The following is a 23,046-nucleotide window of genomic DNA, read 5'->3' on the forward strand; positions in this document are numbered from 1 at the left end:
CGGTGGATCACGCGGAACAGGGTCCGGATCGACCGGGAGTCGACGACCCTGGGCGTGGTCGGCGTATCGGCATCGATGTGGGCAGTGTCCGGATCGGCGTCGCGTCGAGCGACCCCGACGGCATCCTCGCCACCCCCGTGGAGACGGTGCCCCGGTCCAAGGACCGTGGGCCCGACGCGCCGGATATCCGGCGCATTGCCGACATTGTCGAGGAATACGAGGCGGTGGAGGTTATCGTCGGTCTGCCGCAGACCTTGCGGGGTGAACGGGGGAAAGCCGCCTCGATCGCTACTGTGTTCGCGAAGCGATTGCGAAGGAAGGTCGACCCGATCCCGGTGCGGATGGCGGACGAACGTCTGACGACCGTCACGGCCGCGCGGGCGCTTCGCGAGAGCGGTGTCAGTGCGAGAGGCCAGCGTCCTGTGATCGACCAGGCTGCGGCGGTGGCGATCTTGCAGGGATGGTTGGACGAGCGGAGCAGGTCGGTGAATGCAGGGGATGTCGGTGGGGACGTGCAGCTACCGGAGGCAGGCCAGTGAGCAATCACCGCCGCCCCGCAGGCGAGCGACCCGACTTCCAGTACATCCCCCGCGAACCCCGGCGGCACCGCTACCTCGACGAGGACGACGACGAGGTCGACTACACGCCGCCCCCCGACGACGACCTCGTCACCACCGGCCGCCACGCCGTGCTGCACGACGAACCGCGCTACGACGAACCGCGCTACGACGAGCCGAGCCACGACTACGCGGAGCCGCGGTACGAGCAGCCCTACGAGGCAGAACCCGAGTACGAGGACGGATACGGACCCCGCTCCTACGGCGACGCCCGCGCCTACCGGGAGCCGCCGGCCGACGCCCACCGGTATGTGGACGATTCCGGCGACGTCGACGAGCCGTACGAGGCCCACGCGTACCCCGGCGACGGCTACGACCGTCCCCACGAGGAACCCGACGTCGCGTTCGCCGAGGCCGAGACCCAGATAATCTCGGCGATCCCCGAGGAGATCCCGCCTACCCGCGCCGCCGCCCGCACCCAGGCCCGCAGGCGCAAACAGGCCAGGGGACGCGCCCGCCGGGGCAAGGTGTTCGGCGTCCTCGCGGCCGCGACGGTCCTGATCGTGCTGGTCGGTGTCGTGTTCGTCGGCGGCAAGTTGTTCTTCGGCGGGACCGACGCTCCCGCGGACTACGCCGGCCCGGGCGGTCCCGAGGTGGTCGTGCAGGTCCATCCGGGCGACACCGCCGAGGAGATCGCCACCACCCTGGCGGACCGCGACGTCGTCGCCAGCGGATCGGCGTTCTTCAACGCCGCGGTCCAGAGCAATGCCATGAACTCCGTGCAACCCGGCTTCTACAGCCTCTCGACCCAGATCCCGGCGGACGACGCCGTGCAGGAACTGGTCGACCCCGCCTCTCGCGTCGGGCAGATGATCATCTCCGAGGGCAGACAACTCCACGACACGACCGACGTGCAGACCGGCGCCAAGAAGAAGGGGATCTACACACTGATCTCCGAGGCCAGCTGCCTGGGTGACGCCGGCCAGGAGAAGTGCATCAGCTACGACGACCTCAACGCCGCCGGTTCGGGCGACCTGTCCGCGCTCGGCGTGCCCGACTGGGCGAAGGACTCGGTCGCGGGGGTCCCGGACCGGGATCGCCAGCTGGAGGGCCTGATCGCCGCCGGCAGTTGGGATTTCGATCCGACCGCGGGACCGGTCGCCATCCTGCAGCGGCTGGTGTCCGAGAGTTCGGCGAGCTACGAGAAGACCGGGATCCTCACCGCGGGCAACCAGGTCGGTCTCACGCCGTACAAGATGCTGGTCGCGGCGTCGCTCGTGGAACGCGAGGCGATGCCCGACGACTTCTCGAAGGTCGCCCGCGTCATCCTGAACCGGCTCGCCGTCAACCAGGCGCTGCAGTTCGACTCCACCGTCAACTACGCGCTGGACACCACCGAACTCGCCACCACCGACGCCGACCGTGCGCAGGTGACACCCTGGAACACGTACGCCAGCCCCGGCCTGCCCGCGACGCCGATCTCGTCGCCGAGCATCGGGGCGCTCCAAGCGGTCGAACAACCGGCGCCCGGCGACTGGATCTACTTCGTGACGGTCGATTCGAAGGGCACGACACTCTTCACGAAGAGCTACGACGAACACCTGGCCAACATCGACCAGGCTCTGAACAACGGGATTCTCAACAGTGGACGATGAGTTGGTGACCGCACGCAGAGCTGCGGTGCTGGGTAGCCCGATCGCGCATTCGCGATCACCGCAACTGCATCTCGCGGCGTACCGGGCGCTCGGTCTCACCGGGTGGACGTACGACCGCATCGAGTGCGACGGAGAACGACTCCCCGGACTCGTGTCCGGGCTCGGCCCGGAATGGGTCGGCCTGTCCGTCACGATGCCGGGCAAGATCGCGGCACTCGAATTCGCATCCGAGCGCACCGACCGGGCCGTGGCGATCGGCTCTGCGAACACACTCGTCCGCATCGAGGGCGGCTGGCGCGCCGACTGCACCGACGTGGACGGGGTCAGCGGCGCGCTCACCGCGGGTGGCGTCGGCGCCATCGCGGGCGCCGAGGCGGTCGTCGTCGGCGCCGGCGGGACGGCCAGGCCCGCGCTCGTCGCGCTCGCCGACCTGGGCGTGAAATCGGTGACCGTGGTGGCACGCGACGCGGGTCGGGCGGCGGGTGCGCTGGGGTGCGCGGAATCGGTAGGGCTCGAGGTGCGGTTGCTGGGCTTCGACAGCCCCGAACTCGGTGCCCGGTGCGCCGCCGCAGCCGCACTCGTCAGCACCGTTCCGTGCGCCGCAATCGCCGACTGTGCGGACGTTCTCGGCCGGGCACCGTTCGTGCTCGACGCGATCTACGACCCGTGGCCGACCCCACTGGCGGCCGCGGTCGAGGCGGCCGGGGGAACGGTCGTCGGCGGTCTGTCGATGCTCCTGCACCAGGCGTTCGGGCAAGTCGAGCAGTTTACCGGCCGCCCCGCGCCGCGCGAGGCGATGGCGGCGGCTCTGGGCTAGTTGTCCACAGGCCCCGCCGCCATCCACAGGGCAATCGTTTCCGCAGGTCGCCGCGAAGGTTCCCGGGGTCCGGTCCCGCACGCTGATCGGCATGTGGTGGCTGATCGTGACGAGTGTGGTGGCCGGTGCGGGTGCGGGACGGTGTGCGCGCCTCACCGCAGGCCGGTTCGTGGGCCCGGTGCGGCCGGGCTGGTGCGAGGCGGTGTGCGCTGTCGGCGTGGCCGCCGCGGTCTGGGCCGACGCCGGCCGCAACCCGGTGTGGATGCTGCCGGGGGCGCTCGCGTTCTGGTGGTGGTGTGTGAGTCTCGCCACCGCCGACCTGTGCGCGCGGAGACTGCCGAACCTGCTGACGCTGCCCGGGTTCCTGGTGATCGTCGGCATCGGGGTCGCGACCGGGTCCGCGTCCGCGGCCGTGATCGGCGGTCTCCTGCTGGCGGCCGCCTATCTCGCCCTGTATCTCGGGGCACCCGGTGCGGTCGGTGCGGGTGACGTGAAACTCGCGCTCGGGGTCGGCGCGGCCGCCGGCCTGGCCGGGGGAGAGGCCTGGGTGTTCGCGGCAGCGCTCGCGCCGGCTCTGACCGCAGTGGCGGGCTGCGTCGTCCTCGCCGTCCGGCGGTCGCCGCCGCCGCTCCCGCACGGACCCGCCATGTGTGCTGCGACGCTGGTGGCGCTGTTCGCCGGGCTCCTCACCTGACCGAGTCCACACCTCGCGCGCGCCCCGGGAGGACCACCGTCACTGCCGGACGCGGCGACATGGAAGGATATTGGCGTGCTGCGCTGGATAACTGCCGGAGAATCCCATGGTCCCGCCCTCGTCGCGATGCTCGAGGGGATGGTCGCGGGCGTCGAAGTGACGTCCGAGGACATTTCGACCCAACTCGCGCGACGCCGCCTCGGCTACGGCCGCGGTGCGCGGATGAAGTTCGAGGCCGACAAGGTCACCATCGTCGGTGGCGTCCGGCACGGCCGGACGCTCGGCGGCCCGATCGCCGTCGAGGTGGGCAACACCGAGTGGCCCAAGTGGGAAACCATCATGTCCGCGGACCCGGTGGACGCCGACCTGCTCGCCGACCAGGCGCGGAACGCGCCGCTCACCCGTCCGCGCCCCGGCCACGCCGACTACTCGGGCATGCTCAAGTACGGGTTCGACGACGCCCGCCCCGTTCTCGAACGCGCGAGTGCGCGCGAGACGGCGGCCCGGGTCGCGGCCGCGACGTTCGCCCGGGGATTCCTACGCCAGGTGTTCGGCGTGGAGGTGCTGTCACACGTGATCTCGATCGGCGCGTCCGATCCGTACGCCGGTCCCGAACCCACCGCGTCGGACCTCGCGGCGATCGACGCCAGCCCGGTGCGCGCGTTCGACAAGGCCGCCGAGGAATCGATGATCGCGGAGATCGAGGCCGCCAAGCGTGACGGCGACACCCTCGGCGGCATCGTCGAGGTCGTCATCCACGGTCTGCCCGTGGGCCTCGGATCGTTCATCAGCGGCGCGGACCGCCTCGACGCCCGGCTGGCGTCCGCCCTGATGGGAATCCAGGCCATCAAGGGCGTCGAGGTCGGCGACGGCTTCGAGACCGCCCGCCGCCGCGGCAGCCAGGCACACGACGAGATGCGGCCGGGCCCGGACGGAATTCTGCGTTCCACCAACCGCGCAGGCGGTCTCGAGGGCGGCATGACCAACGGTGAGGCGCTCCGCGTGCGCGCGGCGATGAAGCCGATCTCGACGGTCCCGCGCGCCCTGGCCACCGTCGACATGTCGACCGGTGAGGAGGCCGTGGCCATTCACCAGCGCTCCGACGTGTGCGCGGTGCCCGCCGCCGGTGTCGTGGCCGAGGCGATGGTGGCGTTGGTCGTCGCCCAGGCCGCGCTCGAGAAGTTCGGTGGCGACTCGGTCGCCGAGACGGCCGCCAACTACGAGCGTTACGCGTCGGGTGTCGCAGCCCGGCTCGCGCGATGACCAGCCCGTCTGCCGTCGCGTCGGGGCGGTGACGGATGATGGCACCGAAAGCCGTGCTCGTCGGTCCGCCGGGAGCGGGTAAGTCCACGATCGGGCGCCGCCTCGCGCAGGCGCTGGACCTCACGTTGTTCGACACGGACGTGGCCGTCGAGGAAGAGGCCGGGCGCACGATCGCCGAGATCTTCGTCGAGGAGGGCGAACCCGCCTTCCGCGCTCTCGAGGAAGAGATCGTCCGGAAGGCCATCGAGAGCCACGAGGGAATCGTGTCGCTCGGCGGCGGGTCGATCCTCTCCGAACGCACCCGGGAATTGTTGAAGGGCCACACCGTGATCTACCTCGAGATCAGCGTGGCCGAGGGGCTCAAGCGCACGGGTACCAACACCGCGCGCCCCCTCCTCTCCGGTGGCGACCCCCGCCAGGTGTACACCGAGTTGATGCGCAAGCGCCGACCGCTGTACCGGCAGGTGGCGTCCATCCGGATACGCACGGACGGGCGGAGTCCCGCCCGGGTGGTGCAGCAGTTGGTGGCGAAACTCGCCGAGTGATCGGCGACCCCGGCGGAACAGAGACATCCGAGAACCTCGGACAAGACGGAGCGGAGCAGCAGACAGTGACCGAACCGGTACGCGTACAGGTGCAGACGGCGAACCCCTACCCGGTCATCATCGGGCGCGGATTGCTCGGTGAGCTGGTGGACGAACTCACCGGCACGAGGACGGTGGCGATCTTCCACCAGCCGCCGCTCGCCGAGACGGCGGAGGCGGTGCGCGCGGCACTCGCGGAGAAGGGGATCGATGCGCACCGCATCGAGATTCCGGACGCGGAGGACGGCAAGGATCTGGCCGTCGCCGGGTTCTGCTGGGAGGTCCTCGGCCGGATCGGCCTGACCCGCAGCGACGCCGTGGTCAGTCTGGGCGGCGGCGCGGCCACCGACCTCGCCGGGTTCGTCGCTGCGACGTGGATGCGCGGTGTGCGTGTGATCCACGTGCCCACGACGCTGCTCGCCATGGTGGACGCGGCGGTCGGCGGCAAGACCGGCATCAACACCGAGGCCGGCAAGAACCTGGTGGGATCGTTCCACGAGCCGTCGGCGGTGCTGATCGACCTGGCGACGCTCGAGACGGTGCCCCGCAACGAGATCGTCGCGGGCATGGCGGAGGTCGTGAAGACCGGATTCATCGCCGACCCCGTGATCCTCGAGCTCATCGAGAAAGATCCCGAAGCCGCGCTGGACCCCACGGGAACCGTTCTGCCCGAACTGATCCGGCGGTCCGTGGAGGTCAAGGCCAAGGTCGTGGCCGCCGACCTGCGGGAGTCGGATCTGCGGGAGATCCTCAACTACGGGCACACGCTCGGGCACGCGATCGAGCGGCGGGAACGCTACCGCTGGCGTCACGGTGCGGCGGTCGCCGTCGGGCTCGTGTTCGCAGCCGAGCTGGGGCGGCTGGCGGGACGCCTGGACGATGCGACGGCGGACCGGCACCGCACCATCCTGGAACTGGTGGGGCTGCCCACCACCTACGACGCGGACGCGTTCGGTCAGCTGGTCGAGGGGATGCAGACGGACAAGAAGAACCGGGCCGGCGTGCTGCGGTTCGTCGTCCTGGACGGGCTCGCGAAGCCCGGACGGCTCGAGGGCCCGGACCCGTCGCTGCTCGTCGCGGCGTACTCCGCGGTGGCCCGCGAGGGGACGCCGGGCACCGGCGGCGCCGTCCTGCTGTGACGTAGCCGGAGAAGGGCAAGGACGCGGCGGTGTGAGCGAGTGCGCTCACACCGCCGCGTCGTCTGTCGCTGTTCCTCTGTCTTCTGTCGGAGAGCCGAGAGCGGCTACTCGCCGCGGCGCTGGTCGTCCGTCCGTTTCCCGAGGTCGACCGGGTCCTGCCAGGTGGTGTCCCCGCCCTGCGGCTGATCGAGGTCGGACGTGTCCTCGCGGTAGTTGTGGACCGGTTCGAACACGGCCGTGTCGGCATCGGAGCCGGCATACGCGGTGTCCGGGGTCTGCTCGTACGCCTGGCCGGGGTAGTTCTGCCCGTAACCGTCGTCGTCGGCCACGGCTGCGGCTGCGGTTCCCCCCGCTGCGGCTCCTGCAGCCACTCCGGCGCCGTGCGCCGCCGGCCGGCGTTCGCCGCGGTCCTTCACCGTCTTCCTGGACTCCCGGCCGACGAAGAACCGGCCGAGGAACACGGCGAGCATGGCAGGCACGAAGATCAGCAGGACCGTGAACGCGGCCCCGGACGTGATCTCGAAGAAGAACGAGTTCTGGGTGACGTTGAGGTTCGGTACCAGGTTGGCCAGCCAGCTCCCCACACCCGCGACGACTCCACCGAGCAGGGCCGCCTTCAGCCACAGCATCGTCAGGTCGGCGCCGTCCTCCGGATCCGGGTTCCGGCGGCGGTCCCGGATGCCGTCGATGCCGGCCCAGATCAGTGCCACGAACACCACGATCAGCAGTGCGAGCCATCTCAGAGCGGAACCCTGAAGCGGCCACTGTGTGATCGACACACCGAGGATCACACGAACGAAAACATGTATCAGGGCCATGCCGAGGCCGCGTACCACCCACGCATTCATGGGCACAGCGTAACCAGCGGGATTTGCGGCGTGTGGCCTAACCCACACGCTCGCGCTCTGCAACCTGTTCTCGCCGCGGGCGGGCGCCGTCGATCCGTGCCCTCCGGGTGCCGGTTTGCCGGTACGTTTGACGGCATGCCTGCTGATCATGGTTCGCGGCGCGCGGCGCTGCGCGCGGCCCTCGCCGCCCGGGATCTCGACGCACTGCTGGTGACGAATCTGGTGAACATCCGGTATCTCACCGGATTCACCGGCTCCAACGCCGCGCTGCTCGTGCACGCTTCGGACGCCGAGGGCGCCGAGGAGCGCACCGTCATCTGCACAGACGGCCGCTACCTGACGCAGGTGGGGGAACAGGTTCCTGATCTGCGCGCCGAGATCGCCCGGGCCAGTGCCGCCCACCTGATCGAGTCGGTGGGGCGGCGGAGTCCGTCGTCGCTGGCGTTCGAGAGTCACGTCGTCACGGTGGACGAGTTCGCGGCGTGGTCGGTGCTCGCGCCGGACGCGCGGCTCGACCCCGTTCCGGGTCTCGTCGAGGAACTGCGGATGGTGAAAGACGACTTCGAGGTCGGACTGCTGCGCGCGGCGTGTGCCGCGGCAGACTCCGCGCTCGCCGAGCTGATCGAGCGTGGTGGTCTCCGCCCCGGACGCACCGAGAAGGAGGTGGGCCGGGAACTCGAGGCGCTGATGCTCGCGCACGGAGCCGACGGCATCTCGTTCGAGACCATCGTCGCGGCGGGCGCCCACTCGGCGATCCCGCATCACCGCCCCACCGAGGCCGTGCTCGGCAGCGGCGACTTCGTGAAGCTGGACTTCGGGGCGGAGATCGGCGGTTACCACTCGGACATGACCAGAACGTACGTCCTCGAGCAGGCCGCCGACTGGCAACGCGACGTATATGCGCTGGTCGCGCGGTCGCAGGAGGCCGGGCGGGACGCGCTGCGCCCGGGAGCGGAGGTGTCCGCGGTGGACGCCGCCGCCCGCCGGGTCATCGAGGACGCCGGCTACGGCGAGCTGTTCCTGCACGGCCTCGGACACGGCGTCGGCCTGGAGATCCACGAAGCTCCGGGAATCGGCAAGCTGGGCACCGGTACACTGCTGGACGGTGCGGCGGTGACCGTCGAGCCGGGCGTGTACTTCTCCGGGCGCGGAGGCGTGCGGATCGAGGACACGCTCGTGGTTCGTGAGCAGGGACCGGAACTGCTCACACTCACCACCAAAGACCTGACTGTCGTGTAGACGGTTTCGACCTTATCGAGGAGACGCGAAGCAAGTGGCTTCCACCAGTGATTTCAAGAACGGCCTGGTCCTGCAGATCGAAGGCCAGCTGTGGACGATTACCGAGTTCCAGCACGTGAAGCCCGGCAAGGGTCCCGCGTTCGTGCGCACCAAGCTGAAGAACGTGCTCTCGGGCAAGGTCGTCGACAAGACGTTCAACGCCGGCGTCAAGGTGGACACGGCCACGGTCGACCGTCGTGACATGACGTACCTGTACCACGACGGCACCGACTACATCTTCATGGACGGCGACACCTACGACCAGATCTCGATCAGCGAGGCGACCGTCGGCGACGGCGCCCGCTTCATGCTCGAGAACATGGCCGTGCAGGTCGCGACGCACGAGGACGTTCCGCTGTTCGTGGAACTGCCCGTCACCGTCGAACTGGTGGTCCAGCACACCGACCCCGGTCTGCAGGGCGACCGCTCCACCGGCGGCACCAAGCCCGCCACCCTCGAGACCGGCGCCGAGATCAACGTTCCGCTGTTCATCAACACCGGCGACAAGCTGAAGGTCGACTCCCGCGACGGCAACTACCTCGGGCGTGTGAATTCCTGAGTGTCCGGTACACATAAGAAGCTCGGCGCACGGCACAAGGCCCGCAAACGCGCCGTCGATTTCCTCTTCGAGGCCGAGGCGCGAGATCTCGATCCGGTCGATCTCGCGACCGAGCGCGCCGAACTGTCCGGCAAAGACGATTCGGTGGCGCCGGTCGCCCCGTACACCGTCACCGTGGTGACGGGTGTCGCGGAGAACCTGGACCGTCTCGACGAGGTGATCTCGTCCCACCTGCAGGACTGGACGCTCGAGCGGCTTCCCGCCGTCGACCGCGCGATCCTGCGCATCGCCGTGTGGGAGCTGTTCCACGCCACCGACGTGCCTCCGGTCGTGGCCGTGGACGAGGCGGTGGAGCTCGCCAAGCAGCTCTCCACCGACGAATCGCCGGGTTTCGTCAACGGCATCCTCGGCCAGGTCGTGCTGGTGGCCCCGCAGGTGCGGTCGGCTGCGGCCGCGACGTCGCGCCGCGCCGAGACCGCCGACGGCGAGTCGAACGACGCCCGCTCGTAAGTTCGAGTCCCGCTGCGGGCCCACCACGTCGACCCTCGCGAGGGCGATCCGGCGGGTCCGCAGGTCAGGGGTCCCGGGCCTGGCGCAGTCGACGCGCTGATAAGCTGTCCGCGTCAGGCATCCTTTAACGATCCGTCCAGTGAGGCGGAGAAGGAGGTCGTTGTATGCGTGTGCCCGAAGGGTCTCGCCCCGCCGGGGAACCGGCGGATTCAACACCAGAAGAGTCCCCGTCCGTCGAACCCGCACGGGAGCTGCTGTCCGCAGCCGATGTGGGACGGACCATTGCGCGAATCGCGCACCAGATCATCGAGAAGACCGCGATCGACGCCGCCGACGGCGAGGCGCCGCGTGTCGTTCTGATCGGCATCCCGACCCGGGGCACGACGCTCGCCGCGCGGCTCGCCGGGAAGGTCGAAGAATTCTCCGGGGTGCGCCCACCGGTCGGCTCCCTCGACATCACCCTGTACCGCGACGATCTGCGCACCAAGCCGCACCGCCCCCTCGAGCGCACCTCGGTTCCCGAGGGCGGCGTCGACAACACCCTGGTCGTCCTCGTCGACGACGTGCTGTTCTCCGGCCGCACCGTCCGCTCGGCGCTCGACGCCCTCCGCGACCTCGGGCGGCCCCGCGCCGTCCAGCTGGCCGTCCTCGTCGACCGCGGCCATCGCGAACTGCCGCTGCGCGCCGACTACGTGGGCAAGAACGTGCCCACCGCCCGCACCGAGGACGTCAAGGTGCTCCTGAGCGAACACGACGGCCGCGACGCGGTCATGATCTCCGGGGGGAAGAGCTAAGTGAAGCACCTGTTGTCGATCGCGGACCTGACACGGGAATCGGCCGTCGAACTTCTCGACGAGGCCGAACGCTTCGAACAGGCCCTCCTCGGACGTGAGGTGCGGAAGCTCCCGACGCTGCGCGGCCGGACCGTGATGACCGTGTTCTTCGAGAACTCGACCCGCACCCGGGTGTCGTTCGAGGTCGCCGGGAAGTGGATGAGCGCGGACGTCATCAACGTCAGCGCGTCCAGTTCTTCGGTGTCGAAGGGCGAATCCCTCCGGGACACGGCGATGACGTTGCGCGCCGCCGGCGCCGACGCCCTGATCGTGCGGCACCCGGCGTCGGGTGCGGCCCATCAGATCGCGAGCTGGACCGGACGTCAGGACGACGGCGGACCCGCGGTGATCAATGCCGGCGACGGCACGCACGAACACCCCACCCAGGCGCTGCTCGACGCGCTCACGCTGCGTCAGCGCCTCGGCGACATCGAGGGCAAGCGCATCGCCATCGTCGGCGACATCCTGCACAGCAGGGTCGCGCGGTCGAACGCGCTGCTGCTGTCGATGCTCGGCGCCGAGGTCGTCCTCGTCGCGCCGCCCACGCTGCTCCCGGTCGGTGTGTCGTCGTGGCCGGTGTCGGTGGCGCATTCCCTCGACGCGGAGCTGCCCGGTCTCGACGCCGTCCTCATGCTGCGGGTGCAGGCGGAGCGGATGAACGGCGGGTTCTTCCCGTCCCAGCGGGAGTACTCGATCAATTACGGCCTGTCGGAGAAGCGGCTCGCGCTGCTCCCCGAGCACGCGGTGGTGCTGCACCCCGGCCCGATGCTGCGCGGCATGGAAATCGCCTCCGCGGTCGCCGATTCGACGAGAACCGCTGTGCTGCAGCAGGTGACCAACGGAGTGCACATGCGGATGGCGGTGCTGTTCCGGCTGCTGGTCGGGGCGGAGGACGTTGCGGGATGAGTGACAGTGACGGGATGAGTGACAGTGCAGTGACAGGAGAGACAGTGCTCATCAAGAACGTGCTGCTGTACGGCGAGGGCGAGCCCACCGACGTGCTGCTCGGTGACGGCGTCATCGCCGCGATCGGTGCGGACGCGGGCAAGGAGGCTGCGCCCGACGCCGAGGTGATCGACGCGGCGGGGCAGATCCTGCTCCCCGGTTTCGTCGACCTGCACACCCACCTGCGGGAACCCGGCCGGGAGGACACCGAGACCATCGATTCCGGCTCGGCCGCCGCCGCGCTCGGCGGGTACACCGCGGTGTTCGCGATGGCCAACACCAGCCCGGTCGCCGATTCGGTGGTCGTCACCGATCACGTGTGGCGCCGCGGGCAGGAGGTCGGGCTCGTCGACGTACACCCCGTCGGCGCCGTCACCGTCGGGCTCGAGGGCAAGCAGCTCGCCGAGATGGCCACGATGGCGTCCGGGACCGGCCGGGTGCGGATGTTCTCCGACGACGGCCACTGCGTCTACGATCCGCTGATCATGCGCCGGGCCCTCGAATACTCGAGTTCGCTCGGGGTGCTCATCGCGCAGCACGCGGAGGAGCCGCGACTGACCGTCGGGGCGATCGCGCACGAAGGTCCCACCGCCGCCCGGCTCGGGCTGGCGGGCTGGCCGCGCGCCGCCGAGGAGTCGATCGTCGCCCGCGACGCACTGCTCGCCCGCGACGCCGGGGCGCGGGTGCACATCTGTCACGCCTCCACCGCGGGCACCGTGGAACTGATGAAGTGGGCACGCGGACAAGGTATTTCGATCACCGCCGAGGTCACCCCGCACCATCTGCTGCTCGACGACTCCCGGCTCGAGACGTACGACGCCGTCAACAAGGTGAACCCGCCGCTGCGCGAGGCGAGTGACGTCGCCGCGCTCCGCGCCGGACTGGCCGAGGGGACCATCGACTGCGTCGCGACCGATCACGCGCCGCACGCCGAGCAGGACAAGTGCTGCGAGTTCGCGGCCGCCCGCCCCGGGATGCTGGGGCTCGAGACCGCGCTGTCGATCGTCGTGCAGACGATGGTCCGGACGGGGCTGCTCGACTGGCGCGGCGTGGCCCGGGTGATGAGTGAGCGCCCGGCCGAGATCGTCGGACTCGACGACCAGGGTCGCCCGATCGAGGTCGGCGAGCCCGCCAACCTCGTGCTGATCGACCCGGACGCCGAATGGACCGTGCACGGCCCCGATCTGGCCAGCGTCGCCCACAACACGCCGTACGAGTCGATGACTCTCCCGGCGCGGGTGACGACGACGATCCTGCGCGGCCGGATCACCGCGAGCGACGGCCAGGCCCGCGTCCGGGTGCGGAACGGCAGGGGATGACGGTGGAGAGAATCCTGTGGATAGTCGGCCTCGTCGCGTTCTGGGCGCTGGCCATCTTCCTCATGTACGTCGGTTGGCGCGGTCGCGCCCGGCGGCAGGCCGACCGGATCGGGCAGCTTCCCGGCGTGCCCGCGCACCTGGGCGCGCAGACGATCGCCCCGGCCACCGGACTGTACGTGGGCAGCACCCTCGCCCCCAGCTGGCAGGACCGGATCGCGGTCGGGGACCTCGGTTTCCGGGCGACGGGTGAGATCTCCCGCTACGACACCGGGATCCTGCTCGAACGCGACGGGGCGTCGGCGATCTGGATCCCGCAGGACGCGGTCCGGGCCGTGCGCACCGAGCGCGGCCTGGCGGGCAAGGTCATGAGCAAGGACGGCGTCCTGGTGATCCGGTGGGAGCTGCCGACCGGCACCGAGATCGACACCGGATTCCGCAGCGACGACAAGTCCGTGTACCCCGCCTGGGTGGGCGCGGGGAAACCGGACGGCAAGACAGACAGTGAAGATTCAGCGAATGCGGCGAGCTCTGGTGAGGTCGAGCAGAACGGAGAGAACGCATGAGCGGCTACGACACCGACTCTGCAGTACTGGTCCTCGAGGACGGACGGGTATTCCGGGGCACCACTTTCGGTGCCGTCGGCCAGACGCTCGGTGAGGCCGTCTTCAGCACCGGCATGACCGGTTACCAGGAGACGCTCACCGACCCCAGTTACCACCGCCAGATCGTGGTGGCCACCGCGCCGCAGATCGGCAACACCGGGTGGAACGACGAGGACGACGAGTCCGTCGGGCCCACCGGCAGCAGCGCCGAGGCGAAGATCTGGGTCGCCGGGTACGTCGTCCGCGACCCCGCCCGCCGCACCTCCAGCTGGCGGGCCACCGGATCCCTGCAGGACGAGCTGGTCAAACAGGGAGTCGTCGGGATCGCCGGCATCGACACCCGGGCCCTGGTCCGCCACCTGCGTACCCGCGGCTCCATGCGCGCCGGCGTGTTCTCCGGCGACGCCCTCGCCGACACCGACGTGCTGCTCGAGCGGGTGAAGGGCCAGCCGTCGATGCTCGGTGCCGACCTCGCCGGCGAGGTCAGCACCACCAGCGGGTACATCGTCGAGCCGACCGGGGGAGACGCCCGCTTCACGGTCGCGGCGATCGACCTCGGCATCAAGACCAACACCCCGCGGATGTTCGCCGAGCGCGGCATCCGGGTGCACGTGCTCCCGTCCGACGCGACGCTCGCGCAGATCCTGGACCTGAAGGCCGACGGCGTCTTCCTCTCCAACGGTCCCGGCGACCCGGCGACCGCCGACGGCGCCGTGCACCTGACGAAGGAAGTCATCGGGCAGGGACTGCCCCTGTTCGGCATCTGCTTCGGCAACCAGATTCTCGGGCGCGCTCTCGGTCTCGGCACGTACAAGATGAAGTTCGGTCACCGGGGCATCAACATCCCGGTCGTCGAACACGAGACGGGTCGCATCGCGATCACCGCGCAGAACCACGGGTTCGCGCTGGAGGGGGAGGCCGGACAGGAGTTCGACACCCCGTTCGGCAAGGCCGTCGTCAGTCACACCTGCGCCAACGACGGCGCCGTCGAGGGGGTCCGCCTGCTCGACGGATCCGCCTTCTCGGTGCAGTACCACCCCGAGGCCGCGGCGGGCCCGCACGACGCCGCGTACCTGTTCGACCGCTTCACCAGCCTGCTCGAGGGAGTCAAGAACTAATGCCACGCCGTACCGATCTCTCCCACATCCTGGTGATCGGCTCCGGGCCGATCGTCATCGGCCAGGCCTGTGAGTTCGACTATTCCGGAACCCAGGCCTGCCGGGTGCTGCGCGAGGAGGGCCTCCGGGTCAGCCTCGTCAACTCCAACCCGGCCACGATCATGACCGACCCCGAGTTCGCGGACGCCACGTACGTGGAGCCGATCACCGCCGAATTCGTCGAGAAGGTCATCGCCCTCGAGGCCGAGAAGGGGCACCGGATCGACGCCGTCCTCGCGACCCTCGGCGGGCAGACGGCCCTCAACACCGCGGTCGCGCTGCACGAGCAGGGCATCCTCGAGAAGTACGACGTCGAGCTGATCGGCGCCGATTTCGACGCCATCCAGCGCGGCGAGGACCGGCAGAAGTTCAAGGATATCGTCGCCAAGGTCGGCGGCGAGTCCGCGCGCTCTCGTGTCTGCTACACGATGGACGAGGTCCGCGACACGGTCGCCGAACTGGGCTTCCCCGTGGTCGTGCGGCCGTCGTTCACGATGGGCGGGCTCGGCTCCGGTATGGCCTACGACGACGAGGACCTCACCCGGATCGCCGGCGGCGGCCTCGCCGCGTCGCCCACCGCCAACGTGCTGATCGAGGAGTCGATCCTCGGGTGGAAGGAATACGAGCTCGAGCTGATGCGCGACGGCCGCGACAATGTGGTGATCGTGTGTTCGATCGAGAACGTCGACCCGGTCGGTGTGCACACCGGTGACTCGATCACCGTCGCCCCCGCCATGACCCTCACCGACCGTGAGTACCAGGCGATGCGCGATCTCTCGATCGACATCCTCCGCGAGGTCGGCGTCGACACCGGCGGTTGCAACATCCAGTTCGCGATGGACCCCGCCGACGGGCGTCTGGTCGTCATCGAGATGAACCCGCGCGTGTCCCGGTCCAGCGCGCTCGCGTCCAAGGCGACCGGCTTCCCGATCGCGAAGATCGCCGCGAAGCTCGCCATCGGCTACACCCTGGACGAGATCGTCAACGACATCACCAAGGAAACCCCGGCGTGCTTCGAGCCGACCCTCGACTACGTCGTGGTCAAGGCGCCCCGGTTCGCGTTCGAGAAGTTCCCCGGCGCCGACGACACCCTCACCACCACGATGAAGTCGGTCGGCGAGGCCATGTCGATCGGCCGTAACTTCACCGAGGCGTTCGGCAAGGTGCTGCGCTCCCTCGAGACCAAGCGGGCCGGGTACTGGACGGGTCCCGACGTGGAGGCCGCCGACCTCGACAGCCTCCTCGCGGAACTGAGCATCCCCCGCGACGGCCGCGTGTACGGCCTCGAGAAGGCGTTCGCGCTCGGCGCCACCGTCGAGCAGCTGTTCGACGCCACGAAGATCGACCCGTGGTTCCTCGACCAGATCCAGCAGATCCACGAGCTCGGAGACGCGCTGCGCGAGGCGCCCGAGGTGACCGAGCGGGTTCTGCGCCGCGCCAAGCACCACGGCCTGTCGGATCGGCAGATCGCGGCCCTGCGCCCCGAGATCGGTGGCGAGGACGCGGTCCGCGCGCTGCGTGAGCAGTGGGACGTCCACCCCGTCTACAAGACGGTCGACACCTGCGCCGCCGAGTTCGAGGCGAAGACGCCGTACCACTACTCCACGTACGAACTGGACCCGGCGGCCGAGTCCGAGGTGGCCCCGCAGACCGAGCGTCCGAAGGTCCTGATCCTCGGTTCCGGACCGAACCGCATCGGTCAGGGCATCGAGTTCGACTACTCCTGCGTCCACGCCGCACTGACGCTGTCGGAGGCCGGCTACGAGACCGTGATGGTCAACTGCAACCCGGAGACCGTCTCCACCGACTACGACACGGCCGACCGGCTGTACTTCGAACCGCTCACGTTCGAGGACGTGCTCGAGGTGTACCGGGCGGAGTCGATCTCGGGCACCGTCGCCGGTGTGATCGTGCAGCTCGGCGGTCAGACCCCGCTGGGTCTGGCGAAGCGGCTGAAGGCGGCGGGGGTGCCGATCGTCGGCACCAGCCCCGAGGCGATCGACCTCGCGGAGGATCGCGGCGAGTTCGGGAAGGTGCTGGTCGACGCCGGTCTGCCCGCTCCCAAGTTCGGCACCGCCACCACGTTCGCCGGGGCCCGCGACATCGCGGCCGGCATCGGATACCCGGTGCTGGTGCGGCCGTCGTACGTCCTGGGTGGCCGCGGCATGGAGATCGTGTACGACGAGGCGTCCCTCGAAAGCTACATCTCCCGTGCCACCGAGATCTCCGACGACCGGCCGGTGCTCGTCGACCGGTTCCTGGAAGACGCCATCGAGATCGACGTCGACGCGCTGTGCGACGGCACCGAGGTGTACCTCGGCGGCGTGATGGAGCACATCGAGGAGGCCGGCATCCACTCGGGCGACTCGGCCTGCGCGCTGCCGCCGATCACCCTCGGCCGCGCCGACCTCGAGAACGTCCGCCGCTCCACGGAGGCGCTGGCCAAGGGTATCGGCGTGAAGGGCCTGCTCAACGTCCAGTACGCCCTCAAGGACGACATCCTGTACGTCCTCGAGGCCAACCCCCGTGCCAGCCGCACCGTGCCGTTCGTGTCGAAGGCGACGGCTGTGCAGCTCGCCAAGGCGTGCGCCCGCGTCATGCTCGGCGAGTCCATCGCCGATCTGCGCACGAGCGGCGTGCTCCCGGCCACCGGTGACGGCGGCTGGACCCCGGCGGACGCGCCCGTCGCCGTCAAGGAGGCGGTGCTGCCGTTCAACCGGTTCCGCCGCGCCGACGGCACCGGCGTCGACACCCTGCTGAGCCCGGAGATGAAGTCGACCGGCGAGGTCATGGGCATCGACGCCGACTTCGGCACCGCGTTCGCGAAGAGCCAGACGGCCGCGTACGGTTCGCTGCCCACCTCGGGCTCGGTGTTCGTCTCGGTCGCCAACAAGGACAAGCGGTCGCTGATCTTCCCGGTCAAGCGGCTCGCCGACCTGGGCTTCCGGATCCTGGCCACCGAGGGCACCGCGGCGGTTCTCCGCCGCAACGGGATCACCTGCCAGGAGGTTCACAAGCACTCCGGCGAGCAGCTGGAGGCGGGGGAGCGCACCATCGTCGAGACGATCCGCGACGGCGAGGTCGACATGGTGATCAACACGCCGTACGGCAACTCCGGACCGCGTGTCGACGGCTACGAGATCCGCAGCGCGGCCGTCGCGATGAACATTCCGTGCGTCACCACCGTGCAGGGAGCCTCCGCCGCGGTGCAGGGCATCGAGGCCGCGATCCGCGGCGACATCGGCGTCCAGTCGCTCCAGGCGCTGCACGCGCGGCTGCGGTCGCCCGCCGTGGTCGCGGCCCCCGCGACCGGGGCCGTCTCGTCGTGAGCGGACACCATCATCACCACCACTCCTGGGTGCATCGGCTGACGTCGGCGGTCGAGCACCGGGGGCGGTTGTGTGTCGGCATCGACCCGCATCCGGGCCTGCTCCAGGCGTGGGGGCTGCCCGTCTCCGCCGAGGGGCTGGAGACGTTCGCGGAGATCTGCGTGGAGGCCTTCGTCGGTGAGGTGGCCGTCGTGAAGCCTCAGGTGGCGTTCTTCGAAGCGTACGGCTCCGCCGGGTACGCGGTGCTCGAACGCACCATTTCGGTCCTCAGAGAGGCAGGGACGCTCGTCGTCGCCGACGCCAAGCGCGGGGACATCGGGTCGACGATGGCGGCGTACGCGCAGTCCTGGCTGGGCCCGGAGTCCGCTCTGTCGTCCGATGCCGTGACGGTGTCGCCCTACCTGGGGTTCGGTGCCCTCGATCCGGCGCTGTCGCTGGCGGCCGAGCAGGGCCGCGGGCTCTTCGTGCTGGCCCGGACGTCCAATCCGGAAGGCGGCGATCTGCAGGCGGCGGGGACGGCCGCAGGGGTGTCCGTGGCCCAGTCCGTGGTGGACGCGGCGGTCCGGCACAACGACGCGCAGCCGGGTCTGGTGGGTCTGGTGGTGGGCGCGACACGCGGACACGGCCTGGATTTGTCGAATTTTTCCGGGCCGATTCTGGCGCCCGGTCTCGGCGCCCAGGGCGCGACTCCCGGTGATCTCGCCGACATTTTTCCCGATTCCCGAAAGCTGTTGTTGCCGAACAGTTCTCGTGGTGTTCTCCGGGCGGGACCGTCGGCCGTGGCACTGCGCGAGGCGGCCGTGAAGGTGCGTGACGAGATCGAGTCCGCACTCTCATAGCCCACCCGAATCCGGCTCTGACCTCGGGGGGTGGGTTCGCAATCGGCGCCGGGCGTGAGTACGGTCGCTATCGCTGCTGGTTATCCAGTGGTTTGGACTATTTGCCAACGACGAGACGGAGGAACCGTGGCCCTTCCCCAGTTGACTGATGAGCAGCGCGCTGCTGCTTTGGAGAAGGCAGCTGCTGCCCGCAAGGCCAGGGCTGAGCTCAAGGAGCGCCTGAAGCGTGGTGGCACCGACCTCAAGCAGGTTCTCAAGGACGCCGAGGACGACGAGATCCTGGGCAAGATGAAGGTGTCGGCACTGCTCGAGGCGCTGCCCAAGGTGGGCAAGGTCAAGGCGCAGGAGATCATGACCGAGCTGGAGATCGCTCCGACCCGTCGCCTCCGTGGCCTCGGCGATCGGCAGCGCAAGGCCCTGCTCGCCAGGTTCGACTTCGAGGCCTGAGCACGACAGTGGTGGCTGACGCACAAGTGTCAGAGCGCAAGACCGCAGTGCGGAGGGGTCGGCTGGTGGTACTGGCCGGCCCCTCGGCCGTCGGTAAGTCCAGCGTGGTGCGACTCCTGCGTGAGCGGATGCCGGAGCTCGTCTTCAGCGTGTCCGCGACGACACGCGATCCACGCCCGGGCGAGGTGGACGGAAAGGACTACCGGTTCACCTCACGTGACGAGTTCCAGCGGATGATCGATTCCGGTGAGCTGCTCGAATGGGCCGAGATCCACGGCGGACTCCAGCTGTCGGGAACCCCGGCCGCCCCGGTCCGCGCGGCGATCGAGCAGGGCAGGCCGGTGCTGGTCGAGGTCGATCTCGCCGGCGCGCGGGCTGTTCGCGCCGCGATGCCGGAGGCTCTGCTCGTCTTCATGGCGCCCCCCAGCTGGGAGGTGCTGGTCGAGAGATTGACCGGCCGGGGCACCGAATCCGCCGAGGTCGTGGAGCGGCGTCTCGCGACCGCCCGGGTCGAGCTGGAGGCGCAGGACGAGTTCGACGTGGTCGTCGTGAACGAGGATGTCAGCCGAACGTGCGACGAGTTGGTATCCTTGTTGGTTGGACGACCGGAACAGTCCGAGTCGACCCACTAGATCTCACATCCACTAGCCAGAACAATTTCAGGAGATACCGAGTGAGCAGCACCCCCGCAGTAGCGTCCGCCACACCCAGCCACGGCGCCCTGCCGGCTTACGACACCCCGCTCGGCATCACCAACCCTCCGATCGACGAGCTGCTCGCCCGCACGTCGTCGAAGTACGCGCTGGTGATCTACGCGGCCAAGCGCGCGCGTCAGATCAACGACTACTACAACCAGCTCGGCGACGGCATCCTCGAGTACGTCGGCCCCCTCGTGGAGCCGGGCCTGCAGGAGAAGCCGCTGTCGATCGCGCTGCGTGAGATCCACTCCGATCTTCTCGAGCACACCGAAGGCGAGTGAGCGGAGGATCTGCGATGCCTGACCAGGCAGCGGGCCCGCACCCCGGGCACGTGACGGATTCACCGGAGCCGGTGCCTGCGGGGGCGCGGAAGCGGATCGTCGTCGGTGTCGGCGGCGGCATCGCCGCCTACAAGAGCTGCGCCGTCATCCGCGCCTTCACCGAGGCCGGACACCATGTGCGGGTCATCCCGACGGAGTCCGCGCTCGAGTTCGTCGGCAAGGCGACGTTCGAGGCGCTGTCGGGCAACCCCGTGCACACGGGTGTGTTCACCGACGTCCCGCAGGTTCCGCACGTTCGGCTCGGGCAGGAAGCGGATCTCGTCGTCATCGCGCCCGCCACCGCCGACCTCATGGCGCGGGCCGTGGCGGGACGCGCGGACGACCTGCTCACCGCAACGCTGCTCACCGCGCGATGTCCCGTCGTGTTCGCACCCGCGATGCACACGGAGATGTGGGAGCACCCGGCTACCGCCGCCAACGTCGCCACGTTGCGCGCCCGCGGCGTGACCGTGATCGAACCCGCGTCCGGCCGCCTCACCGGCAAGGACACCGGCGCGGGCCGGCTGCCCGAACCCGACGAGATCGTCGGATTGGCGTCGTTGCTGGTCGAGCGTCCCGACGCGCTGCCCCGTGACCTCGAGGGCCGGCGGGTCCTCGTGTCCGCGGGCGGCACCCGGGAACCGCTCGACCCGGTGCGCTTCCTCGGGAACCGCAGCTCGGGCAAGCAGGGGTACGCCATCGCCCGGCTCGCCGTGCAGCGCGGGGCCGAGGTCACCCTCGTCTCCGGGTACACCGCCGGTCTCGCCGACCCGGCCGCCGTCGACATGGTGCATGTGCGCACCGCGGAAGACATGCGGGTGGCCGTCGCCAAGCACGCGCCCGGGTTCGACGCGGTGATCATGGCCGCGGCCGTCGCCGACTTCCGGCCGACCACCACGGTGGCGAGCAAGATCAAGAAGGGTGCCGGCGAGCCCGACTCGATCGCACTCACCAAGAACGAGGACATCCTCGCCGGCCTCGTCCAGGCTCGGAGAGACGGTGAGATCCCGTCGAACACCGTGATCGTCGGATTCGCGGCCGAGACCGGCGACGCGGACGGCGACGTCCTCACGTACGCCCGGGCCAAGCTCGCGCGTAAGGGCTGCGACCTCCTCGTCGTCAACGCGGTCGGGGAGGGCAAGGCGTTCGAGGTCGACCACAACGACGGGTGGCTGCTCGGAGCGGACGGTTCCGAGTCCGCGCTCGAGCACGGATCGAAGGCGTTGATGGCGAGCCGGGTGCTCGACGCCGTCGACCAGATTTTCCGGACACTCTGACGAAACGTTTGGCAGGGTTTCGGTGATTCTAAGGGTGGTCACTCCCGCCGGGGTGGCGCTAGGGTCGTTCGTTGTATTACGCAGCTAAGCTGTTTTCAAGTGCTGTTCAGGACAACTGTCGAGAGGGAATTCTGTGAGCCAGTCCGGTAGTCGGCTATTCACCAGTGAGTCTGTGACCGAGGGGCACCCGGACAAGATTTGTGATGCGATCAGCGACTCCATCCTCGACGCGCTCCTCACCGACGACCCCCGCGCCCGCGTCGCGGTCGAGACGCTGGTGACCACCGGACAGGTCCACGTCGCCGGTGAGGTGACGACCACCGCCTACGCCGACATCCCCAAGATCGTGCGCGACACCGTGCTCGAGATCGGGTACGACTCCTCGGCCAAGGGCTTCGACGGCAATTCCTGCGGCGTCAACGTGGCGATCGGGGCGCAATCCCCGGAGATCGCTCAGGGCGTCGACCACTCGCACGAGGTCCGCACCGGCGAACTGAGCGACGACGAGATCGACCGCCAGGGCGCGGGCGACCAGGGACTGATGTTCGGGTTCGCCACCACCGACACCCCGGAGCTGATGCCCCTGCCGATCGCGCTGGCGCACCGGCTGTCGCGGCGACTCACCGAGGTCCGCAAGTCGGGGGTCCTCCCGTACCTGCGCCCGGACGGCAAGACCCAGGTCACCATCGAATACGACGGTGACAAGGCCGTTCGACTCGACACCGTGGTCATCTCGACGCAGCACGCCGCCGACATCGACCTCGACAACCTGCTCACCCCGGATCTGCGGGAGAAGGTGCTCGGTTCGGTTCTCGCGGAGATCGACATGCCCGAACTCGACGTCTCGGACATCCGCCTGCTCGTCAACCCGACCGGCAAGTTCGTGCTCGGCGGCCCGATGGGCGACGCCGGATTGACCGGTCGCAAGATCATCGTCGACACGTACGGCGGCATGGCCCGGCACGGCGGCGGCGCGTTCTCCGGCAAGGACCCGTCGAAGGTCGACCGGTCGGCTGCCTACGCCATGCGCTGGGTGGCCAAGAACGCGGTCGCGGCAGGCCTGGCGGACCGGATCGAGGTCCAGGTGGCGTACGCGATCGGCAAGGCGGCGCCGGTCGGCCTGTTCGTCGAGACGTTCGGGACCGAGAAGACGGATCCGGCACGGATCCAACAGGCCATCACCGAGACGTTCGATCTGCGTCCGGGCGCCATCATCCGCGACCTCGACCTGCTGCGGCCGATCTACGCGCAGACCGCGGCGTACGGTCATTTCGGTCGTACCGACATCGACCTCCCGTGGGAGAGCATCGACCGGGCGGAGAAGCTGCGGGCAGCCGCAGGCCTCTGATCGGTCGTCACGGCGCGGCGGGCGCCGC

At 69.5% G+C, this 23,046-nt stretch carries 23 protein-coding genes; 22 read left to right on the forward strand and 1 reads right to left on the reverse strand.

Going from position 1 to position 23,046, the window contains the following annotated elements; translation table 11 throughout:
• Window positions 1–2: 2 nt before the first annotated feature.
• From ruvX to aroB, 7 genes are all read left to right on the forward strand, one after another.
• The gene (ruvX, locus tag ROP_RS34375; protein ID WP_015890594.1) at window positions 3–539 is read left to right on the forward strand and encodes a Holliday junction resolvase RuvX; all 537 of its coding nucleotides are present in this window, start codon (window positions 3–5) and stop codon (window positions 537–539) included.
• Window positions 536–2,212, forward strand: a complete 1,677-nt coding sequence (locus ROP_RS34380) for an endolytic transglycosylase MltG (RefSeq protein ID WP_015890595.1) — start codon at window positions 536–538, stop codon at window positions 2,210–2,212. Before ruvX ends, ROP_RS34380 begins: the two co-directional genes overlap by 4 nt.
• The gene (locus ROP_RS34385) at window positions 2,202–3,029 is read left to right on the forward strand and encodes a shikimate dehydrogenase (protein ID WP_015890596.1); all 828 of its coding nucleotides are present in this window, start codon (window positions 2,202–2,204) and stop codon (window positions 3,027–3,029) included. The genes ROP_RS34380 and ROP_RS34385 overlap by 11 nt, the downstream gene beginning before the upstream one ends.
• A gap of 91 nt (window positions 3,030–3,120) precedes the next feature.
• A complete protein-coding gene (locus tag ROP_RS34390; RefSeq protein WP_015890597.1) occupies window positions 3,121–3,723 on the forward strand; it encodes a prepilin peptidase in 603 nt (200 codons plus the stop codon).
• Between the two features lie 75 nt (window positions 3,724–3,798).
• Complete coding sequence (gene aroC / locus ROP_RS34395) at window positions 3,799–4,986, forward strand: chorismate synthase (RefSeq protein ID WP_015890598.1); 1,188 nt, start codon at window positions 3,799–3,801, stop codon at window positions 4,984–4,986.
• A 38-nt stretch (window positions 4,987–5,024) separates the two neighbouring features.
• On the forward strand, window positions 5,025–5,531 hold the full coding sequence (locus ROP_RS34400) for a shikimate kinase (protein ID WP_043825958.1): 507 nt from the start codon (window positions 5,025–5,027) through the stop codon (window positions 5,529–5,531).
• Between the two features lie 65 nt (window positions 5,532–5,596).
• Window positions 5,597–6,709 carry a 3-dehydroquinate synthase gene (gene aroB / locus ROP_RS34405; protein WP_015890600.1) on the forward strand — a complete coding sequence of 371 codons (1,113 nt, stop codon included), beginning with the start codon at window positions 5,597–5,599 and terminating at the stop codon, window positions 6,707–6,709.
• A 104-nt stretch (window positions 6,710–6,813) separates the two neighbouring features.
• On the opposite strand, the gene ROP_RS34410 is transcribed toward aroB, so the two are convergent.
• Window positions 6,814–7,557: a B-4DMT family transporter gene (locus ROP_RS34410; protein WP_015890601.1), complete on the reverse strand. Its 744-nt coding sequence runs from the start codon at window positions 7,555–7,557 to the stop codon at window positions 6,814–6,816.
• 135 nt (window positions 7,558–7,692) lie between these two features.
• Here ROP_RS34410 and ROP_RS34415 point away from each other — a divergent pair, with 135 nt between their 5' ends.
• The 15 genes from ROP_RS34415 to metK all read left to right on the forward strand — a co-directional run bounded on the left by ROP_RS34415 (window position 7,693) and on the right by metK (window position 23,018).
• Window positions 7,693–8,796 (forward strand): aminopeptidase P family protein, encoded by a 1,104-nt coding sequence (locus ROP_RS34415; protein WP_015890602.1) that lies wholly within the window; start codon window positions 7,693–7,695, stop codon window positions 8,794–8,796.
• Between the two features lie 34 nt (window positions 8,797–8,830).
• On the forward strand, window positions 8,831–9,394 hold the full coding sequence (gene efp / locus ROP_RS34420) for an elongation factor P (RefSeq protein WP_005241702.1): 564 nt from the start codon (window positions 8,831–8,833) through the stop codon (window positions 9,392–9,394).
• Entirely contained in the window at window positions 9,395–9,904 is a 510-nt protein-coding gene (nusB, locus tag ROP_RS34425; protein ID WP_015890603.1) for a transcription antitermination factor NusB, read from the forward strand. It abuts the gene before it with no gap.
• Window positions 9,905–10,068: 164 nt separating this feature from the next.
• On the forward strand, window positions 10,069–10,698 hold the full coding sequence (gene pyrR / locus ROP_RS34430; RefSeq protein WP_015890604.1) for a bifunctional pyr operon transcriptional regulator/uracil phosphoribosyltransferase PyrR: 630 nt from the start codon (window positions 10,069–10,071) through the stop codon (window positions 10,696–10,698).
• Window positions 10,699–11,643 (forward strand): aspartate carbamoyltransferase catalytic subunit, encoded by a 945-nt coding sequence (locus tag ROP_RS34435; RefSeq protein WP_015890605.1) that lies wholly within the window; start codon window positions 10,699–10,701, stop codon window positions 11,641–11,643.
• 14 nt (window positions 11,644–11,657) lie between these two features.
• Window positions 11,658–13,001, forward strand: coding sequence for a dihydroorotase (locus ROP_RS34440; RefSeq protein ID WP_043826941.1), 1,344 nt, complete (start codon window positions 11,658–11,660; stop codon window positions 12,999–13,001).
• The gene (locus ROP_RS34445) at window positions 12,998–13,564 is read left to right on the forward strand and encodes a hypothetical protein (protein ID WP_015890607.1); all 567 of its coding nucleotides are present in this window, start codon (window positions 12,998–13,000) and stop codon (window positions 13,562–13,564) included. Before ROP_RS34440 ends, ROP_RS34445 begins: the two co-directional genes overlap by 4 nt.
• A complete protein-coding gene (gene carA, locus ROP_RS34450; protein ID WP_015890608.1) occupies window positions 13,561–14,721 on the forward strand; it encodes a glutamine-hydrolyzing carbamoyl-phosphate synthase small subunit in 1,161 nt (386 codons plus the stop codon). Before ROP_RS34445 ends, carA begins: the two co-directional genes overlap by 4 nt.
• Complete coding sequence (carB, locus tag ROP_RS34455; protein ID WP_015890609.1) at window positions 14,721–18,089, forward strand: carbamoyl-phosphate synthase large subunit; 3,369 nt, start codon at window positions 14,721–14,723, stop codon at window positions 18,087–18,089. Before carA ends, carB begins: the two co-directional genes overlap by 1 nt.
• Before the next feature lie 29 nt (window positions 18,090–18,118).
• The gene (pyrF, locus tag ROP_RS34460; RefSeq protein ID WP_015890610.1) at window positions 18,119–18,928 is read left to right on the forward strand and encodes an orotidine-5'-phosphate decarboxylase; all 810 of its coding nucleotides are present in this window, start codon (window positions 18,119–18,121) and stop codon (window positions 18,926–18,928) included.
• A gap of 126 nt (window positions 18,929–19,054) precedes the next feature.
• Window positions 19,055–19,375, forward strand: a complete 321-nt coding sequence (mihF, locus tag ROP_RS34465) for an integration host factor, actinobacterial type (protein WP_005262298.1) — start codon at window positions 19,055–19,057, stop codon at window positions 19,373–19,375.
• 8 nt (window positions 19,376–19,383) lie between these two features.
• A complete protein-coding gene (gene gmk, locus ROP_RS34470) occupies window positions 19,384–20,007 on the forward strand; it encodes a guanylate kinase (RefSeq protein WP_015890611.1) in 624 nt (207 codons plus the stop codon).
• 41 nt (window positions 20,008–20,048) lie between these two features.
• Window positions 20,049–20,354, forward strand: a complete 306-nt coding sequence (gene rpoZ, locus ROP_RS34475) for a DNA-directed RNA polymerase subunit omega (RefSeq protein ID WP_005241734.1) — start codon at window positions 20,049–20,051, stop codon at window positions 20,352–20,354.
• 14 nt (window positions 20,355–20,368) lie between these two features.
• Complete coding sequence (coaBC, locus tag ROP_RS34480; protein WP_015890612.1) at window positions 20,369–21,670, forward strand: bifunctional phosphopantothenoylcysteine decarboxylase/phosphopantothenate--cysteine ligase CoaBC; 1,302 nt, start codon at window positions 20,369–20,371, stop codon at window positions 21,668–21,670.
• Window positions 21,671–21,803: 133 nt separating this feature from the next.
• The gene (gene metK, locus ROP_RS34485; protein ID WP_005241739.1) at window positions 21,804–23,018 is read left to right on the forward strand and encodes a methionine adenosyltransferase; all 1,215 of its coding nucleotides are present in this window, start codon (window positions 21,804–21,806) and stop codon (window positions 23,016–23,018) included.
• Window positions 23,019–23,046: the final 28 nt, after the last annotated feature.

The organism is Rhodococcus opacus B4 (genome assembly GCF_000010805.1).
In the GTDB taxonomy this organism is placed as follows: Bacteria; Actinomycetota; Actinomycetes; order Mycobacteriales; family Mycobacteriaceae; genus Rhodococcus_F; species Rhodococcus_F opacus_C.

Excerpts from the sequence above, each read along its gene's own strand:
- ROP_RS34415 (WP_015890602.1), top strand. The coding sequence starts at position 7,693 with ATGCCTGCTGATCATGGTTCGCGGCGCGCGGCGCTGCGCGCGGCCCTC.
- carA (WP_015890608.1), top strand. The coding sequence starts at position 13,561 with ATGAGCGGCTACGACACCGACTCTGCAGTACTGGTCCTCGAGGACGGA.
- carB (WP_015890609.1), top strand. The coding sequence starts at position 14,721 with ATGCCACGCCGTACCGATCTCTCCCACATCCTGGTGATCGGCTCCGGG.
- pyrR (WP_015890604.1), top strand. The coding sequence starts at position 10,069 with ATGCGTGTGCCCGAAGGGTCTCGCCCCGCCGGGGAACCGGCGGATTCA.
- ROP_RS34445 (WP_015890607.1), top strand. The coding sequence starts at position 12,998 with ATGACGGTGGAGAGAATCCTGTGGATAGTCGGCCTCGTCGCGTTCTGG.
- ROP_RS34410 (WP_015890601.1), bottom strand. The coding sequence starts at position 7,557 with ATGAATGCGTGGGTGGTACGCGGCCTCGGCATGGCCCTGATACATGTT.
- ROP_RS34390 (WP_015890597.1), top strand. The coding sequence starts at position 3,121 with ATGTGGTGGCTGATCGTGACGAGTGTGGTGGCCGGTGCGGGTGCGGGA.
- coaBC (WP_015890612.1), top strand. The coding sequence starts at position 20,369 with ATGCCTGACCAGGCAGCGGGCCCGCACCCCGGGCACGTGACGGATTCA.
- ROP_RS34440 (WP_043826941.1), top strand. The coding sequence starts at position 11,658 with ATGAGTGACAGTGCAGTGACAGGAGAGACAGTGCTCATCAAGAACGTG.
- ROP_RS34400 (WP_043825958.1), top strand. The coding sequence starts at position 5,025 with ATGGCACCGAAAGCCGTGCTCGTCGGTCCGCCGGGAGCGGGTAAGTCC.